Source organism: Kocuria sp. CPCC 205263 (genome assembly GCF_040981075.1).
Taxonomy (GTDB): domain Bacteria; phylum Actinomycetota; class Actinomycetes; order Actinomycetales; family Micrococcaceae; genus Kocuria; species Kocuria rosea.
In genome coordinates, this window is record NZ_JAVKPV010000001.1 from 365,851 (window position 1) to 381,133 (window position 15,283).

Here is a 15,283-nt window from a genome sequence, read left to right on the forward strand (position 1 = left end):
CCCCCGGCCCCCTTCTACTCTCGCGGTGAGGCGGCACACCGGTGCCGCGTCCCGATTGGAGCGCAGCGTGACCACCATCCGTGCCAGGACCCACCGCTGGATGCAGGCCCGAGGACTCGACACCGTGTTCGGCAACCCGGGCTCCAACGAGCTGCCCTTCCTGCGGGACCTGCCCCCCGGCATCCGGTACGTCCTGGGGCTGCACGAGGGGGTGGTCGTGGGCATGGCCGACGGCTATGCGCAGGCCACGGGCCGGCCGGCGCTCGTGAACCTGCACTCGGCCTCCGGCACGGGCAACGCCATGGGCGCGCTAACCAACGCCGCCAGCTCGCACACCCCGCTCGTGGTCACGGCCGGCCAGCAGGTGCGCGCCACGATCGGCGCGGAGCCCATGCTCGCCAACGTGGCGGCCCCGGACCTGACCTCCCCGCTGACGAAGTGGGCGGGCGAGCCGCTGTCCGCGCAGGACGTCCCCCGCATGCTGGACCAGGCCCTGTGGGAGGCGTGCACCGGGTCCCGCGGCCCCACCTACGTCTCGGTCCCCTACGACGACTGGGACCGGGAGTCCGCCGACAACGACGACTACCTGCTGCCCCGGCGGGTGGTCGAGGGCCTGCACCCGGCCCCCGAGCACGTGCAGGAGATCGCCGGTCTGCTGGCCGGAGCCCGCCGGCCCGCGCTGGTGCTGGGCTCAGAGGTGGACGCCGTGGCGGCGAACGGGGTCAGCCGCGAGCTCGCCGAGCTGCTCGGCGCCGACGTGTGGGTGGCGCCCTCCCCCTACCGGCTGCCCTTCCCCAACCGGCACCCGCAGTTCCGCGGGGTCCTCCCCGCGTCGGAGCGGGGCGTGCACGCCGCCCTCGAGGCGAACGACGTGGTCCTGGTGCTCGGCGCCCCCGTCTTCCGCTACCACCAGTACGAGCCCGCCCGGTACCTGGCCGAGGGCACGCAGCTGCTGCACGTCACGGAGGACCCGGGCGAGGCCGCCCGGGCGCCGTTCGGGACCTCGTTCGTGGCCGGGCTCGCCGCGACGTCCGCGGCCCTGGTGGCCGCCCTGCACGAGCGGCGCGGCGGGGCGCGCCCGGCCGCCCCGGTCGGGTGGACGGTGCCGCCGCCCGCCCGCGAGCCCGTGGACGGCGTCTTCCACCCGGGCGCCGTGTTCGAGGTGCTGCGCGTGACGGCGCCGGCGGACACCGCCTACGTGGTGGAGTCGACCTCCACCAACGGGGACTTCTGGAGGCACATGGACCTGCGGGAGCCCGGCTCCTACTTCTGGCCGGCCTCCGGCGGCCTGGGCTTCGGGCTGCCCGCGGCGGTCGGCGTGAAGCTGGCCCGGCCGGACCGTCCCGTCATCGGGGTGGTCGGCGACGGGTCGGCCAACTACGGGATCACCGCCCTGTGGAGCGCGGCGCAGTACCGGGTCCCGGTCGTGTTCGTGATCCTCAACAACGGCACCTACGGCGCGCTGCGCTGGTTCGCGGGCATGCTCGGCACGGGGGACGTGCCGGGGCTGGACGTGCCGGGCATCGACTTCCTGAGCCTCGCGCGGGGCTACGGGGTGCCCGCGCAGGCCGCGGGCACGGCCGCGGAGCTCGCCGACCTGGTGCGGCAGGGTCTCGCGGCCGAGGGCCCCACGCTCATCGAGGTCCGCACGGAGCTGACCACCCCCTGAGCGGCACCGCGCGCCGGGGGCGGCTCAGCGGCAGGAGACCGTGAACACCCTGGCGTCGCCGGACAGCTCGACGGTGCCGGGGCCGCCCCGGTGCAGCAGCGACTCCCCGCCGGCCAGCTCCCACTCCCGGCCGGCGGCCCGCACCCGCACCCGGTCCCCGGTGCTCAGGAGGACCGTGGTGCCCCGCAGTCCGACGGGCACGGCCCGTCCCGGCACGAGCTCGTGGGCGGTCAGCGACAGCCGCTCGTCCCACAGGGGGTAGAGGCGGCGGCCGTGCTCGTCGGCGGCGGGCTCGACGACCTCCGGGGCCGCCTGCTCGTCGGCCAGCACCGCGAGCAGCTCGGCCACGTCCACGTGCTTGCCCGTCAGCCCCGCGCGCAGGACGTTGTCCGAGGAGCTCATCACCTCGATCGCCGTCCCGGACAGGTACGCGTGGAGCTGCCCGGCCGGGGTGTGCAGGGACTGCCCCGGGGTGAGGCGGACGTGGTGCATGCACACCGCGACCAGCAGCCCGCGGTCGCCCGGGTGGCGGTCGTGCACGTAGCGGACCAGCGAGGCCACCGGGTCCTGCGGGCCCGCGGCGCGGGCCGCGTCGACGGTCGCCGCCACGGCGGCCGCGGCGGCGTCGTCGTCGAGCGTCAGCACGGCCGGCAGCACGAGGCGCCCGCCGGCGGCGGCGTCGCGCAGCCAGTCCAGCCCCAGGCGCGCGGCCGTGGCGCGCAGCCGGTCCGCCGGCTGCACCCCCGTGAGCAGCTCCACGTCGGTGAGGGCCACGACGGTCTCGGGCTTGGCGGAGCGGTCCTTGTAGTTGCGTTGCGGGTCGTCGAGCGGGATCCCCGCCCGCTGCTCACGCTCGAAGCCCGCCTCGGCCTGCTCCGGCGAGGGGTGGACCTGGATGGACAGCGGGGCGTCGATGGCCAGGATCTTGAGCAGGAACGGCAGGCCCTCCAGCGGCTCGTCCCGGCCGTCCCGGACGACGACGGAGGGTGCGGAGGGGTGCGCGCCGACCCACAGCTCGGCCTCGGGCTCGGGGCTCGGCACGGGTCTGCCCTGGAGGCGGGCCAGCACCTCGCGGGAGCCCCACGCATAGTGCTGGACGGGATTGCGCATGCGGAGGATCTCGACCATGCTCGTCATCCAATCACAGGACCGCCCGCGCCCCGCGGCACCCGGGAGCGCCCGTGGCCTAAGATCACCCCTTGTGACTATCGATCTCTCAGCTTCGTTCAAGGCCTACGACGTGCGCGGCATCGTGGGCGAGTCCATCACCGCGGAGACGGTCCGGGCCACCGGCGCCGCGTTCGTGGACGTCCTGGGCCTCGCCGGCCTGACGGTCCTGGTGGGCGGCGACATGCGCCCCTCCTCGCCGGAGTTCGTGGACGCCTTCGCCGAGGGCGCGGTCCGCCGCGGCGCGGACGTCGTGAAGATCGGGCTGATCTCCACCGACGAGCTGTACTACGCGTCCGGGACGTTCGGCGCCGCCGGGGTGACCTTCACGGCGAGCCACAACCCCGCCGAGTACAACGGCATGAAGATGTCGAAGGCCGGGGCCGTCCCGGTCTCCTCCGAGACGGGCCTCTACGACATCCGCGACCTCGCCCAGCGCTACCTCGACGAAGGAGCGGTCCCGGAGGCCCCCGTCTCCGGCACGGTCACCGAGCGGGACGTGCTGACCGGCTACGCGGAGTACCTGCGCTCCCTGGTGGACCTGTCCGGGACCCGCCCGCTCAAGGTGGTGGTCGACGCCGGCAACGGGATGGCGGGGCTGACCACTCCCGCGGTGCTGGGCGACGCCGTGCTGCAGCCGCTGCCGCTGGAGGTCGTGCCCCTGTACTTCGAGCTGGACGGCACGTTCCCCAACCACCCCGCCAACCCGCTCGAGCCGGAGAACCTCGTGGACCTCCAGCGGGCCGTGCGCGAGCACGGCGCGGACCTGGGCATCGCGTTCGACGGCGACGCCGACCGCTGCTTCGTGGTCGACGAGCAGGGCGGGGCCGTCTCGCCCTCGGCCGTCACCGCGCTCGTGGCCGAGCGGGAGATCGAGCGCGCCCGGGCGGAGGGCGTGGAGAACCCGGTGATCATCCACAACCTCATCACGTCCCGCGCCGTGCCCGAGCTGGTCACCGCCCGCGGCGGCCGCCCCGTGCGGACCCGGGTGGGCCACTCGTTCATCAAGGCCGTCATGGCCGAGGAGGGCGCCGTGTTCGGGGGCGAGCACTCCGCGCACTACTACTTCAAGGACTTCTTCAACGCGGACACCGGGATGCTCGCCGCGATGCACCTCCTGGCCGCGCTGGGCGAGCAGGACGGGCCGCTGAGCGAGCTGATGCACCAGTACGACCCGTACGCGGCGTCCGGTGAGATCAACTCCACGGTGGAGGACAAGGCCGGTGCCGTCCGGCGGGTCGTCGACGCCCTGGCCGGACGGGACGTGAGCGTGGAGGAGCTGGACGGCACCACGCTCAGCTGCCCGGACGAGGGCTGGTGGTTCAACCTGCGCCCCTCCAACACCGAGCCGTTCCTGCGCCTCAACGTCGAGGCGAAGGACCCGGCGACGATGGAGCGGGTCCGGGACCGGGTGCTGGACATCGTGCGCGCCTGAGACCCCGGCACGCAGCGAACGGGGCCCCGCCGGACGAGCCGTCCGGCGGGGCCCCGTGCGCTGCGGGCACTCAGACCGCGGCGGTCTCGCGCGCCTCGTCGTGGAGCATCCACTGGTCCGGGCCCAGGATTTCGTAGGCCACGCTGCGCCCCGGGACGCCCTGGGCGATCACGGCGGAGCGGACGGCCTGCATGAAGGGCAGCGGGCCGCACAGCACCACCTGGGCGTCGGCCGGGATCCGCACCGCGCCGAGGTCCATGAACCCGTCGTGGTCGCCGTCCCCCGGGGTCTCCATCCAGGTCTCCAGGCGGGCGTGGGGCAGCTCGGCGACCAGCATCTCGTGCAGCTCGCGCAGCGCCCAGTCCTCCGCCGAGCGGTCGGCGTGCAGGACGAGGACCTGCCGCTGCGACTCCTGGCGGACGAGCCGGTCCAGGAACGCCAGCACGGGGGTCACGCCGATGCCGGCGGAGGCGAGCACGAGCGGCCCGTCCCCCTCCGGGAGCACCACGTCCCCGTAGGGGTTGGAGACCCGCAGGACGTCGCCCACCTGCACGTCGTGGCAGAGCACCGGGGTGACCTCGCCGCGCTCGTCGAGGCGCACGGCGATCCGGCGGGTCCCCTCGGGCCCCGGGACCAGCGTGAACTGCCGCGGCTGGTCCACGCCGTCGGGCATCCGCACCTCGACGGTCACGTACTGGCCGGCCACCGCGGGGGTCATCGGGGTGCCGTCGGCGGGCTCGAGGGTGATCGCCGTGGTGGTGGTCCCGGTCTGCTCCTTGGCCGCGACCCGGAACGGGGCGAAGACCACGCTGTTCGCCTGCCCCGCGCAGAAGCCTTCCTCGATCTTGATCAGGGCGTCGGCCATCAGCCAGTACACCTCGTCCCAGGCGGCCACGACCTCGGGCGTCGCGGCGTCGCCGAGGTCCCGGGCGATCGCGCCGAAGAGGTGCTCGTGGACGATCGGGTAGTGCTGGGGCAGCACGCCCAGGGACGCATGCTTGTGCGCCACGCGGGAGAGCAGCTCATCCGGGTAGCCCTCGGGGTGGGTCAGCAGCCAGGAGGCGAACATCGCGATGGAGCCGGCGAGGGCCTGCGCCTGGGTCCCGTTCTTCTGGTTGGAGCGGCTGAACATGCCGTCCAGCAGATCGGGGCGCGCCTCGAACATGGACCGGTAGAACTCGGGGGTGATGAACGGGATGCGCTCGGCGACGACGCCGATGGTCTGCTCGATGACGGGACGGGACTGGTCGGACAGCACGGTTGCCTCCTGGGGAGCCGGTGGATGACTCCTCAAAAGTAGCATTTAAGATACTTGATTACGTCATCGGCGGCGGCGTGCCCCCCGCGGTGGCCGCCGGCGGCTCGGGCGGGCGCAGTCCGATGGACACCAGCACCGGGCCCACCTGCCGCTCGCTCACGAGGTCCCGCACCCGCACGTCGTCGAGCGCGCCGTAGAAGGCCTCCCGCGCGTCCGCGAGGGCGCGGCGCAGCCGGCACCCGCGGTCCAGCGGGCAGTCGCCGCCGGCCGACTCGCACTCGACCATCGCGGAGCCCGCCTCCAGCTCGCGCAGGAGCGAGCCCACGGTGGCGTCCAGGCCGGCGGGGGTGATCGACACCCCGCCGGTGCGGCCGCGGCTCGAGGCCAGCAGCCCGAGCCCGCTCAGCCGGCCCACGGTCTTGGTCACGTGGTGGTAGGGGGCGCCCACGCCCTCGGCGATGGCGCGCGTGGTGAGCTTCTCCCCCTCGGGGAAGGCTCCTGTCAGCAGCAGGACGCGCAGGGCGATGTCCGAGAACGCGGTCAGCCGCACGGCGGGGTCCTCCGGTCGCTCATGGCGGCTCCTTCCGAGACCTCGCGCGTCCCGGCCTGCCGCGGGAGCGCCCCCATTGTCCCACGCGGGCGGCGGACGCGGACGAGGGGCCTCCCAGCACGGGAGACCCCTCGTCCGACCGCCGGCCCCGGGACGCCGCAGCGTCCCCGGACGGGGATCACGCCTGGTTTAGGCGGTCCTCCAGCCCGGCGCGCTGCTCGAGGATGGGCTCGGGCACGTGTCCGAGCCGGTGGAACCACTCGTCGATGCTGGGCAGCTCGGCCCGCCACTCCTCGACGTCGACCTTGAGGGCGGCCTCGAGCTCCTCGTCCGAGACGTCCAGGCCGGTGAGGTCGAGGTCCTCCTTGGTGGGCACGATGCCGATCGGGGTCTCCCTGCCGCCGGCCGTGCCCTCGAGGCGGTCGAAGATCCACTTGACCACGCGGGAGTTCTCGCCGAAGCCCGGCCAGGCGAAGCCGCCGCTCGGGGTGCGGCGGAACCAGTTGACGTAGAAGACCTTCGGCATGTCGTCCTCGCCGATGCGCTCGCCGACCTCGACCCAGTGCTCGAGGTAGTCGTTGGCGTTGTAGCCGATGAACGGGAGCATGGCCATGGGGTCGCGCCGGACGACGCCCACGGCGCCCTTCGCGGCGGCGGTGGTCTCCGAGGACAGCGTGGCGCCCTGGAACACCCCGTGCTCCCAGCCGAAGGACTGGGACACGAGCGGGATGGTGGTCTTGCGGCGGCCGCCGAAGACGATCGCGGACAGCGGCACGCCCTCCGGGTCGTCGTACTCGGGGGCGAGGATGTCGGCCTGCTTGATGGGGGTGCAGAAGCGCGAGTTCGGGTGCGCGGCGGGACGGCCGCTCCCCGGGGTCCAGTCCCGGCCCTTCCAGTCCGTCAGGTGCTCGGGCGTCTCCTCCGTCATGCCCTCCCACCAGACGCCGCCGTCGTCGGTGAGCGCCACGTTGGTGAAAATCGTGCTGCCCCGGGCGATGGCGCGCATGGCGTTGGGGTTGGTGGGCCACCCCGTGCCGGGGGCCACGCCGAACAGGCCCGCCTCCGGGTTGGTCACCCGGGCCTGGCCGTCCTTGCCGAAGCGGATCCAGGAGATGTCGTCGCCGACCATCTCGGCCTTCCAGCCCTCGAGCGTGGGCTCGAGCATCGCGAAGTTGGTCTTGCCGCAGGCCGAGGGGAAGGCCGCGGAGATGAACCGGCTCCTGCCCTCGGGGTTCGTGACCTTGAGGATGAGCATGTGCTCGGCCAGCCAGCCCTCGTCGTGGGCGATGGCGGAGGCGATGCGCAGCGCGTAGCACTTCTTGCCGAGCAGGGCGTTGCCCCCGTACCCGGAGCCGAAGGACCAGACGGCCCGGTCCTCGGGGAAGTGCACGATGTACTTGGCGGGGTTGCAGGGCCAGGGCACGTCCTGCTCGCCCGGGGCCAGCGGGGCGCCCAGCGAGTGCAGGCACTCGACGAAGAAGCCGTTCTGCTCGGTCATCTTCTCCAGCACCGGGGTGCCGATGGTCGCCATGATGCGCATGGAGCACACCACGTAGGCGGAGTCGGTGATCTCCACCCCGTAGCTCGGCCGCGAGGCCTCCAGGTGGCCCATGACGAAGGGGATGACGTACATCGTGCGCCCGCGCATGGCGCCGCGGAACTTCTTGCGCAGGGAGCTGCGCATCACCTCCGGGTCCTCCCAGTTGTTGGTGGGGCCCGCCCCCTTCTCGGTCTTGGTGCAGATGAAGGTGCGCTCCTCGACCCGGGCGACGTCGTCCGGGTCCGAGAACGCGGCGAAGGAGTTGGGGAACTTCTCCTCGTCCAGGCGGACGAAGGTGCCGGCGTCCACGAGCTCGTCGGTGAGCTGCGTCCACTCGGCCTCCGAGCCGTCGACCCAGTGGATGCGGTCCGGCTGGGTCAGCTCCGCCATCTCCCGCACCCACGAGAGGAGGTGCGCATGGGTGGTGGGCGCGCTGTCCAGCGCGTCCTTCACAGCCTCGTTCAGCCCGGTGGTCTCCGTCGTTGCAGTGGGGTTGTCAGCCATTGACATGTCTCCTCGTTGAGGCCGTCCGCCGACCGCCCGGGGCTCTCGTGGTGGTGCTCGTCGTCGAACACTCGACCCGGTGTCACCGGGCCCACAGTGAGCGGCGTGGAGGTGGGCGGCCGGTCTCTACTGTGATGTGGGTCCATCGTATCGCCCCCGCCTCGGCCGCCCCAGCAGGGTTACGCGCGCCGCGGCCCGTCGCGCCGGGTGTCGGGCGGGGCGCCCTCGGATTTTGCGCAGCCGGGGGCCGCATGTAGAGTAATGTCCGGTTTGAACGGCGGTGACGCCGGGACGCCGATGCGCCTGTAGCTCAACGGATAGAGCATCTGACTACGGATCAGAAGGTTGGGGGTTCGAATCCCTTCGGGCGCACCACCCACGAAAGAGCCCCTCACCAGCGGAGACGCCGGTGAGGGGCTTCTTCGTGCCCGGTCGTTCCGACCCGGGCCGCGGACGGCTCAGGCCGGGGCCGCGGCGAGCGCCCGGACGTCTCCCCCGGCCCGGCCCACGAGGCCGCGGGTCACCACGGTGTCGAGCCCCGGGAGGGCGGCCAGGCGCAGCGCCAGGCGCCGCGCCTGCCGGCGGGCGCGGGAGGACGGCAGGAACCACTGCGCCCCGCCGCGGGCGACGCGCTGCTTCGCCTCCACGACCGGCCGCCAGACCCGCTCCCAGCCCGTCAGCGCCTCCTCGACCGACCCGGCGCGGTCGAGCCGCTCGGCGAGCAGCCACGCCCCGGCGATCCCCAGCGAGGCGCCCTGGCCGCCCAGCAGGGACACCGCCTGGCCCGAGTCCCCGAGCAGCACGACCCGGCCGCTGCTCCACCGCGGCAGCTCGATCTGCACCACCTGGTCGTAGTAGAGCCGGTCCCCGCCGGGACAGGCCGCCAGGACGCGGGGCACGATCCAGCCCAGCGAGCCGTGGACGGCGCGCAGGGTGTCCCGGGGGTCGGCCGGCAGGGACGGCGCGGCGGCCCGGTGCACGGCGAACACGGCCAGGCGCCCGTCGCGCAGCCCGTAGAACCCCATCGCCCGGTCGATGCTGTCCGTGAGGCAGAAGCGATCGCCGACCTGCCGGTACGCCTCCGGGTCGTCGACCACGAACGCCGCCGTGTGCAGGCCCAGCCAGCGGCGGAAGCGCTCCTCGGGACCGAACGCGGAGCGCCGCACGGCCGAGTGCACCCCGTCGGCGCCGACCACCAGGTCGGCGTCGAGCACCGTGCCGTCGTCGAGCACCGCGCCCGCCCCGCCGGGCCGCTGCCGGACCCCGACGACGCGCCGGCCGTAGCGGAGCTCCGCGACGCCCCGGCCGTGCTTGCGCAGCACCCGCTCGAGGTCGGGGCGCATCACGCTGACCAGGTGCCCGTCGAGGGCGTGGGCGAACCGGGCGAACGGCAGCCCGGCCCGGTCGCGGCCGCGGTCGTCCACGTAGCTGAGCCGCTCGACCCGGTAGCCGAGCTCCAGGACCGCCGGCAGCACGCCCATCGCCTCGGCGGCGTCCCAGCCGGGGCCGAAAAAGTCCATCATGTAGCCCTGCTCCCGCGGGCGCGGCGCCCGCTCCAGGACCACCACGTCCCAGCCCCGCCGCCCCAGGCACCCGGCCAGGGCCAGTCCCGCGATGCCCGCCCCGCAGACGACCGCACGCACGGCCCGCGCCGCTCAGTACCGGTCGCCGACGGCTGCCACGCCGTCCAGCAGGGTCAGGTCCTCGGCCGTCAGGCGCAGGTCCGCGGCCGCCGCGTCCTCCCGCAGGTGGCCGGGGTCGGTGGTGCCGGGGATCGGCAGCACGTGCTCGCCGCGCACCGTGGTCCAGGCGATCGCGACCGCCGCGGGCGAGGTCCCGTGCCGGCCGGCGACCTCGCGGAGGGGCGCCAGCACGGCGTCCTCGTTGGCGGCCATGGCCTCCGGCGTGAACCGGGGGTTGCGCGAGCGGAAGTCGGAGCCGGAGAACTCCCGGCCCGCGAGGGCCCCGGAGAGGTAGCCGCGGCCCAGCGGGGAGAAGGGGACGAACACCGCCCCGCGCTCGGCGCACCACCCGATGACGTCCCCGGAGGGGTCCCCGTCGGCGGTGGGGCCCGACCCCTCGGGGTTGCGGGTCCACAGGGAGTACTCCGACTGGACGGCCGCGACCGGGTGGATCGCGTGCGCCCGCTCGGCCTGCTCCGTGCTGACCTCGGAGAGCCCCAGGTGGCGCACCTTGCCCGCGGTCACGAGCTCGCCCATCGCGCCCCAGGTGTCCTCGAGGGGCACGTCGGGGTCCACCCGGTGCAGGTAGTAGAGGTCCACGACGTCGGTGCGCAGCCGGCGCAGGCTGTCCTCGATCGAGCGGCGCACCTCGTCCGGGTGCCCGCAGCGCTCCGTCCGGGGCGGCTCCAGTGAGGCCGCGCGCAGCCCGGTCTTGGAGCAGAGGAACACCTCGTCCCGGCGCGGGGCGAGGGCGGCGCCGACGAGCTCCTCGTTGGCTCCCCCGCCGTAGAGCACCGCCGTGTCCACCACGTTCATGCCGAGGTCCACCGCGAGCCCGAGCACCTCGTGTTTGCGCCGCTCGGTCAGCCCGTGCCGGTCGTAGACCCAGCTCAGGCCCATGGCCCCGAACCCGATCGCGCCCACGCGGTCCCCGGACGGGGTGAATTCGATCTGTCGCATCCAGTGCTCCTTCGTCGGTCCGGCCGCCGCGCCGGCGCCCGGAGGGCCGGGCCGCCGGTCAGCGGTCTCCCGCGGACGGTCGCGGCACCGTGAAGTCCACCAGGCGGGCGTCGGCGCCGTCCAGTCCGGCCCAGGTGCCGGGAACCTCCAGGACCGCCAGTCCGGAGGTGGGACACCCGTCGGCGAGGGCCATGACGGCGTCGTAGTCGGAGTCCGGTGTGGCCAGGCGGAGGGCGGCGTCGCGCAGACCGGGCAGGTGGCCGATGAGCAGCAGGGACTCCACGGTGTCCGGCACGTGGTTGAGCACCGCGATGATCCGGCTGTCCTGGGCCGCGTAGAGGGACTCGTCAAGCCGCGCGGTCGGGGCGAGGTCGCCGAGCTCGCTGCACACCCACGTGCAGGTCTGGCGCGCGCGCAGGGCGCTCGAGCACAGGATCATGTCCGGCACGTGCCCGTTCGCCAGCAGCCAGCGCCCCGCGGCGGCGGCGTCCGCGGCCCCGCCGCGGTCCAGGGGGCGGTCGTGGTCGGCCACGCCCCACGGGTGCTCGGCCTCCGCGTGGCGCATGAGGACGAGCTTCTTCCGGTCGTGGCGGGTCATCGGTTCATGATGCCACGCGCCCGCCGGGCACGGAGCGACCCCGGCTCCTCCGCGGCGCGGGACGGAACCGGGGCCTGCACGGATCGGGGACGCGGATCAGATGGAGTACTCGGGGGCCGCCCACACGACGACCTCGGGGTGCTCGTAGAAGCGGTAGCCCTGGCCGCGGACGGTGCGCACGGTGTTCGCGAGCCGGCCGAGCTTGGAGCGCAGGCGCCGGATGTGCACGTCGATGGTCCGCTCGTTGGGCACCTCCTCGGAGTCGCGCCACAGGCTGTGCAGCAGCTCGTGGCGGCCGACGGTCCGGCTGCCGTTCTCCACGAGGTAGTTCAGCAGCTCGAACTCCTTGAACGTGAGGTTTAGGAGACCGCCGTCGAGGAAGACCTCCCGGCGGGAGAGGTCGATGAGCACCCCGGTGGACTGGCTGGTCTTCGTCTCGGGCGCCGGCGCGGGCGCAGCGGGCGCCGTGGACCGCACGGCCCCCGAGGTGGGATCGCCCAGGGCGTTGCGCACGACCTCGAGGTCGGTACCGGCGGTGTTGGCGGGAGCCAGCGCCACGGCGGCGTAGGAGTCGGCCTGCGGGACCAGCTGCTGGGCGTACGCCCGGATGCTCTGGACCATCTTGACCAGCGAGGTGCCGCTGGCCGCCGCGGTCTCCTCGTCGAGACCCACGTAGATCACGAACCCGCGCGCCTCGTTCTCCTGCACCTGCGGACGCGGCGCCGTGTCCCGCTGCAGGCGGGTGGGGAGCGGGGTCTCGCCCGGCGCGGCCGGCATGGGGCCGATCGTGCTCCGGAGGCTGCGGTAGTCGGCGGGGGCGGTCTGCCCCCGCTCGGGGGCCGCGGCCGGACCGCGGACAGCACGGGCCTCGCTCGTGCGGTTGCGCTGGGAAATGTGCACGTATCCCGGTGTGCCTGGCATCTGGTGCCCCTCGTCTTTCCGTCGTGCGGCGGACGAGGTTCCGTCCGCCTGAGTCGATCCGCCCCTCGGAACGGCCCCGCCGCTCCCAGCTCCCGAACCGGCCCGCTCCGTGGTGGTCGGGGAGGGTCCCCGCGAAGCTGGCAAATTCCTGACAGTGGCGTTGTTCTCATGGTCCACCAGCCCTCAGGATCCCGCAAGTAATATTCGAGGGGCTATCTCACGATGTGAGATTGGAACGACGGCTGTCCAAGTACTCCGCCAAAATGAACCCCCTTCACCTTGCGGCTGCTATGCCGCTTTCCGCCCCACCCCCGGGATATCAGACCTCTGGGACGATCCGGGGGCTTTTCCGCCCCAAAAGCAGGTTCCGATCCTGTTGTCAAGACGGCTTCGTTGGTGAACTGTTCGTCTCGCTATGTGGACACGTGGCCGGAGGCCGAAAAAAGGCCCGCCGAGGACGTCGGCGGGCCTTTTCAGCATGCGGTCTGCGGTGTCACGGGACGGCGGTCAGTCGACCACGCCGTAGAGCCGGTCTCCGGCATCCCCGAGGCCCGGGACGATGTAGGCGTTCTCGTCGAGCCGTTCGTCCCTCGCAGCCAGGACGATGTTCACCTCGGAGTCCCCCAGCTCCTCCTCGAGGGCGGCCAGGCCCTCCGGGGCGGCCAGGAGGCACACGCACGTGATCTGCTCCGCCCCGCGGCGGTAGAGGAACTTGATCGCCTCCCGCAGCGTCCCGCCCGTGGCCAGCATCGGGTCGAGAACGAAGACCTGGCGGCCGGTGAGGTCGTCGGGCAGCCGCTCGGCGTAGGTGATGATGTCGAGGGTGTCCTCGTTGCGGGCCATGCCGAGGAAGCCCACCTCGGCCGTGGGGATCAGCCGGGTCATGCCCTCGAGCATGCCCAGGCCGGCGCGGAGGATCGGCACGACCAGCGGTCGGGGCTTCGACAGCCCCACGCCCGTGGTGCGCGTGACCGGTGTGTCGATCTCCACCGGTTCCACGCGGACGCCCCGGGTGGCCTCGTACGCGAGCAGCGTCACGAGCTCCTCGACGAGCAGGCGGAACACCGGGGACGTGGTGTTCTTGTCCCGGAGCACGGTCAGTTTGTGTGCCACCAATGGGTGGTCGAGAACGGTCACTCGCATGGACCAAAATTACCATCGGGCCACGGGGGCGCCCCGCCCCCCTCGCCGGACCCCGCCCGGCCCGGCGCCCCGCCCAGGAGGAGAAACGCATGGCACTGCCCCCGCGCACCCGCTCCGAGGCCCGGGCGGAGGAGTGGATGCGGCTGGCCCTCGCCGAGGCCCGGGCGGCGCTCGGGACGCAGGACGTGCCGATCGGCGCCGTCGTGGTCGGCTCCGACGGGACGGTGGTCGGCCGGGGCCGCAACCGCCGGGAGGCCGACGGCGACCCCACCGCCCACGCCGAGATCCTGGCGTTGCGCGACGCCGCCCGAGCCCTGGGCTCGTGGCGGCTGGACGGCTGCACGCTGGTGGTGACCCTCGAGCCCTGCGCGATGTGCGCGGGCGGGATCGTCCTGGCCCGCGTGCCCCGGGTGGTCCTGGGCGCGTGGGACGACAAGGCCGGGGCGGCCGGCTCCGTCCTCGACGTGCTCCGGGAGCGGCGGCTCAACCACTGGGTGGAGGTGACCGGCGGCGTGCTTGCCGAGGAGTGCTCCCGGCTGCTCCTCGACTTCTTCGCGGAGCACCGGCGCGGCGGGGACGACGACGCCGGGCCCGCCGCTCCCGGTCCCGCCGGCCCCGCGGGTTTTGGCGCTTGAGCTCGCCAGCCGGTACAGTACTGCGAGCTGGTGACGTGTCCGAGCGGCCGAAGGTGCATCACTCGAAATGATGTTTGGTGTAAGAGCCAACGAGGGTTCAAATCCCTCCGTCACCGCCAGTCGGGAAGGCCCCGGGTCCTGAGGGATCCGGGGCCTTCCGCATGCCCGCCCGCCGGTCCCGCCCCGTCCGGCGCCCCGGAGGACGTGGGCGGCCCGGGCCCCTGGGCGACCGGCGGCGGGGAGCGCGGGCCGCCGTTGGATACCGTGGTGGCGGTCACCACGCCCGCCGTGCGGCGGGCCCGGACGGAAGAGGGGCAGCATGACGATGTCGGCGCAGGCAGTCGGACACCTGGGAGCGGAGGGGGAGGAGTACCCGGACGCGTACTTCGTGCGGCTGGACCGCACCCGGTTCCGCTCGACGCTGCACTCGCAGGGCGCGTGGAGCGAGGCCGAGCAGCACATGGGCGCCGCCTCGGGGCTGCTCGCCCACGCTGTGGAGGCCGACCACCCCCGCGCGGACCTCCTGCCCGTGCGCTTCTCCTACGACATCCTCGGCTTCATCCCCGGCGGCGAGGTCGAGGTGACCACGCGCGTGGTCCGCCCGGGTCGCACCATCGAGCTGGTCGAGGCCACCATGAGCCACGCCGGGCGCTCCTGCATCCGGCTGAGCGTGTGGCGGCTGCTCCGGGGCGAGACCGCCGACACCGCCGGCACGCACCGGGAGGCCCTGCCGCCGGTGGGCGACGCCCTGCCCGCCACGATGACCGGGCGGTGGCCGGGCGGCTACATCGCCTCCCTCGAGGGCCGCACCGTGCGCGAGCACCGGCCCGGCCGGGCAGCCATGTGGCTGCGCGCGCCGCACGCCGTCGTCGCCGGGGAGGAGTCCTCCACCACGGCGCGGTTCCTGGCGGCCGTGGACGCCGCCAACGGCATCGCCGTGCGGGTGGGCCCCGACGAGATGGTCTTCCCCAACGTCGACCTGAGCGTGCACCTGGTCCGGGAGCCGGTCTCCCCCTGGGTGGGCCTCGACACGCACGTCACCTTCGGCGACACCGGCGTGGGCCTCACCGAGTCCGCGCTGCACGACGAGGCCGGCTACCTGGGCCAGGTCGCCCAGTCCTTGACCATCCGGCCGCTCCCGCTCTCCGGCTGAGCCGAGCCGGACGGGCCGGGCGCGGGCCCCGGCCCGTCCGTGGCGGCCGCCGCGCGACCGTACAATGG

13 protein-coding genes and 2 tRNA genes are annotated in these 15,283 nt (G+C 73.7%); 6 read left to right on the plus strand and 9 right to left on the minus strand.

Annotation, left to right across the window (positions count from 1 at the left end):
* The first annotated feature begins 67 nt into the window (after positions 1 to 67).
* Entirely contained in the window at positions 68 to 1,669 is a 1,602-nt protein-coding gene (gene mdlC, locus RF647_RS01725) for a benzoylformate decarboxylase (protein WP_368810226.1), read from the plus strand.
* A gap of 24 nt (positions 1,670 to 1,693) precedes the next feature.
* On the opposite strand, the gene manA is transcribed toward mdlC, so the two are convergent.
* Positions 1,694 to 2,797 (minus strand): mannose-6-phosphate isomerase, class I, encoded by a 1,104-nt coding sequence (gene manA / locus RF647_RS01730; RefSeq protein ID WP_368810227.1) that lies wholly within the window; start codon positions 2,795 to 2,797, stop codon positions 1,694 to 1,696.
* Between the two features lie 73 nt (positions 2,798 to 2,870).
* On the opposite strand from manA, the gene RF647_RS01735 reads away from it, so the two are divergent.
* The gene (locus tag RF647_RS01735; RefSeq protein ID WP_368810228.1) at positions 2,871 to 4,271 is read left to right on the plus strand and encodes a phosphomannomutase/phosphoglucomutase; all 1,401 of its coding nucleotides are present in this window, start codon (positions 2,871 to 2,873) and stop codon (positions 4,269 to 4,271) included.
* Positions 4,272 to 4,341: 70 nt separating this feature from the next.
* Here RF647_RS01735 and RF647_RS01740 read toward each other — a convergent pair whose 3' ends face one another.
* The 3 genes from RF647_RS01740 to RF647_RS01750 all read right to left on the minus strand — a co-directional run bounded on the left by RF647_RS01740 (position 4,342) and on the right by RF647_RS01750 (position 8,123).
* Positions 4,342 to 5,529 (minus strand): globin domain-containing protein, encoded by a 1,188-nt coding sequence (locus RF647_RS01740; RefSeq protein WP_368810229.1) that lies wholly within the window; start codon positions 5,527 to 5,529, stop codon positions 4,342 to 4,344.
* A 58-nt stretch (positions 5,530 to 5,587) separates the two neighbouring features.
* The gene (locus RF647_RS01745; protein ID WP_368810230.1) at positions 5,588 to 6,079 is read right to left on the minus strand and encodes an Rrf2 family transcriptional regulator; all 492 of its coding nucleotides are present in this window, start codon (positions 6,077 to 6,079) and stop codon (positions 5,588 to 5,590) included.
* A gap of 178 nt (positions 6,080 to 6,257) precedes the next feature.
* Entirely contained in the window at positions 6,258 to 8,123 is a 1,866-nt protein-coding gene (locus RF647_RS01750; protein WP_133409065.1) for a phosphoenolpyruvate carboxykinase (GTP), read from the minus strand.
* A 299-nt stretch (positions 8,124 to 8,422) separates the two neighbouring features.
* Between RF647_RS01750 and RF647_RS01755 the strand changes: the two genes are divergently transcribed.
* A tRNA-Arg gene (locus tag RF647_RS01755) sits at positions 8,423 to 8,498 on the plus strand.
* 83 nt (positions 8,499 to 8,581) lie between these two features.
* Here the strand turns inward: RF647_RS01755 and RF647_RS01760 are convergent.
* The 5 genes from RF647_RS01760 to upp form a co-directional block, all read right to left on the minus strand.
* Positions 8,582 to 9,766 carry an FAD-dependent oxidoreductase gene (locus tag RF647_RS01760; protein WP_368810231.1) on the minus strand — a complete coding sequence of 395 codons (1,185 nt, stop codon included), beginning with the start codon at positions 9,764 to 9,766 and terminating at the stop codon, positions 8,582 to 8,584.
* Positions 9,767 to 9,778: 12 nt separating this feature from the next.
* The gene (locus RF647_RS01765) at positions 9,779 to 10,765 is read right to left on the minus strand and encodes an aldo/keto reductase (protein WP_368810232.1); all 987 of its coding nucleotides are present in this window, start codon (positions 10,763 to 10,765) and stop codon (positions 9,779 to 9,781) included.
* 58 nt (positions 10,766 to 10,823) lie between these two features.
* Positions 10,824 to 11,363 carry a histidine phosphatase family protein gene (locus RF647_RS01770; protein WP_017833923.1) on the minus strand — a complete coding sequence of 180 codons (540 nt, stop codon included), beginning with the start codon at positions 11,361 to 11,363 and terminating at the stop codon, positions 10,824 to 10,826.
* Positions 11,364 to 11,459: 96 nt separating this feature from the next.
* Complete coding sequence (locus RF647_RS01775) at positions 11,460 to 12,284, minus strand: winged helix-turn-helix domain-containing protein (RefSeq protein WP_368810233.1); 825 nt, start codon at positions 12,282 to 12,284, stop codon at positions 11,460 to 11,462.
* Between the two features lie 507 nt (positions 12,285 to 12,791).
* Complete coding sequence (gene upp, locus RF647_RS01780; protein ID WP_031283230.1) at positions 12,792 to 13,427, minus strand: uracil phosphoribosyltransferase; 636 nt, start codon at positions 13,425 to 13,427, stop codon at positions 12,792 to 12,794.
* A gap of 89 nt (positions 13,428 to 13,516) precedes the next feature.
* On the opposite strand from upp, the gene tadA reads away from it, so the two are divergent.
* From tadA to RF647_RS01795, 3 genes are all read left to right on the plus strand, one after another.
* Positions 13,517 to 14,062, plus strand: coding sequence for a tRNA adenosine(34) deaminase TadA (tadA, locus tag RF647_RS01785; RefSeq protein ID WP_368810234.1), 546 nt, complete (start codon positions 13,517 to 13,519; stop codon positions 14,060 to 14,062).
* Positions 14,063 to 14,091: 29 nt separating this feature from the next.
* A tRNA-Ser gene (locus RF647_RS01790) sits at positions 14,092 to 14,181 on the plus strand.
* Positions 14,182 to 14,381: 200 nt separating this feature from the next.
* Positions 14,382 to 15,215 carry a thioesterase family protein gene (locus tag RF647_RS01795; RefSeq protein ID WP_368810235.1) on the plus strand — a complete coding sequence of 278 codons (834 nt, stop codon included), beginning with the start codon at positions 14,382 to 14,384 and terminating at the stop codon, positions 15,213 to 15,215.
* Positions 15,216 to 15,283 lie beyond the last annotated feature (68 nt).

Coding starts and splice junctions, on each gene's coding strand:
- manA (WP_368810227.1), bottom strand. CDS start 2,797: ATGGTCGAGATCCTCCGCATGCGCAATCCCGTCCAGCACTATGCGTGG.
- RF647_RS01750 (WP_133409065.1), bottom strand. CDS start 8,123: ATGGCTGACAACCCCACTGCAACGACGGAGACCACCGGGCTGAACGAG.
- RF647_RS01765 (WP_368810232.1), bottom strand. CDS start 10,765: ATGCGACAGATCGAATTCACCCCGTCCGGGGACCGCGTGGGCGCGATC.
- RF647_RS01770 (WP_017833923.1), bottom strand. CDS start 11,363: ATGACCCGCCACGACCGGAAGAAGCTCGTCCTCATGCGCCACGCGGAG.
- RF647_RS01775 (WP_368810233.1), bottom strand. CDS start 12,284: ATGCCAGGCACACCGGGATACGTGCACATTTCCCAGCGCAACCGCACG.
- upp (WP_031283230.1), bottom strand. CDS start 13,427: ATGCGAGTGACCGTTCTCGACCACCCATTGGTGGCACACAAACTGACC.
- tadA (WP_368810234.1), top strand. CDS start 13,517: ATGGCACTGCCCCCGCGCACCCGCTCCGAGGCCCGGGCGGAGGAGTGG.
- RF647_RS01795 (WP_368810235.1), top strand. CDS start 14,382: ATGACGATGTCGGCGCAGGCAGTCGGACACCTGGGAGCGGAGGGGGAG.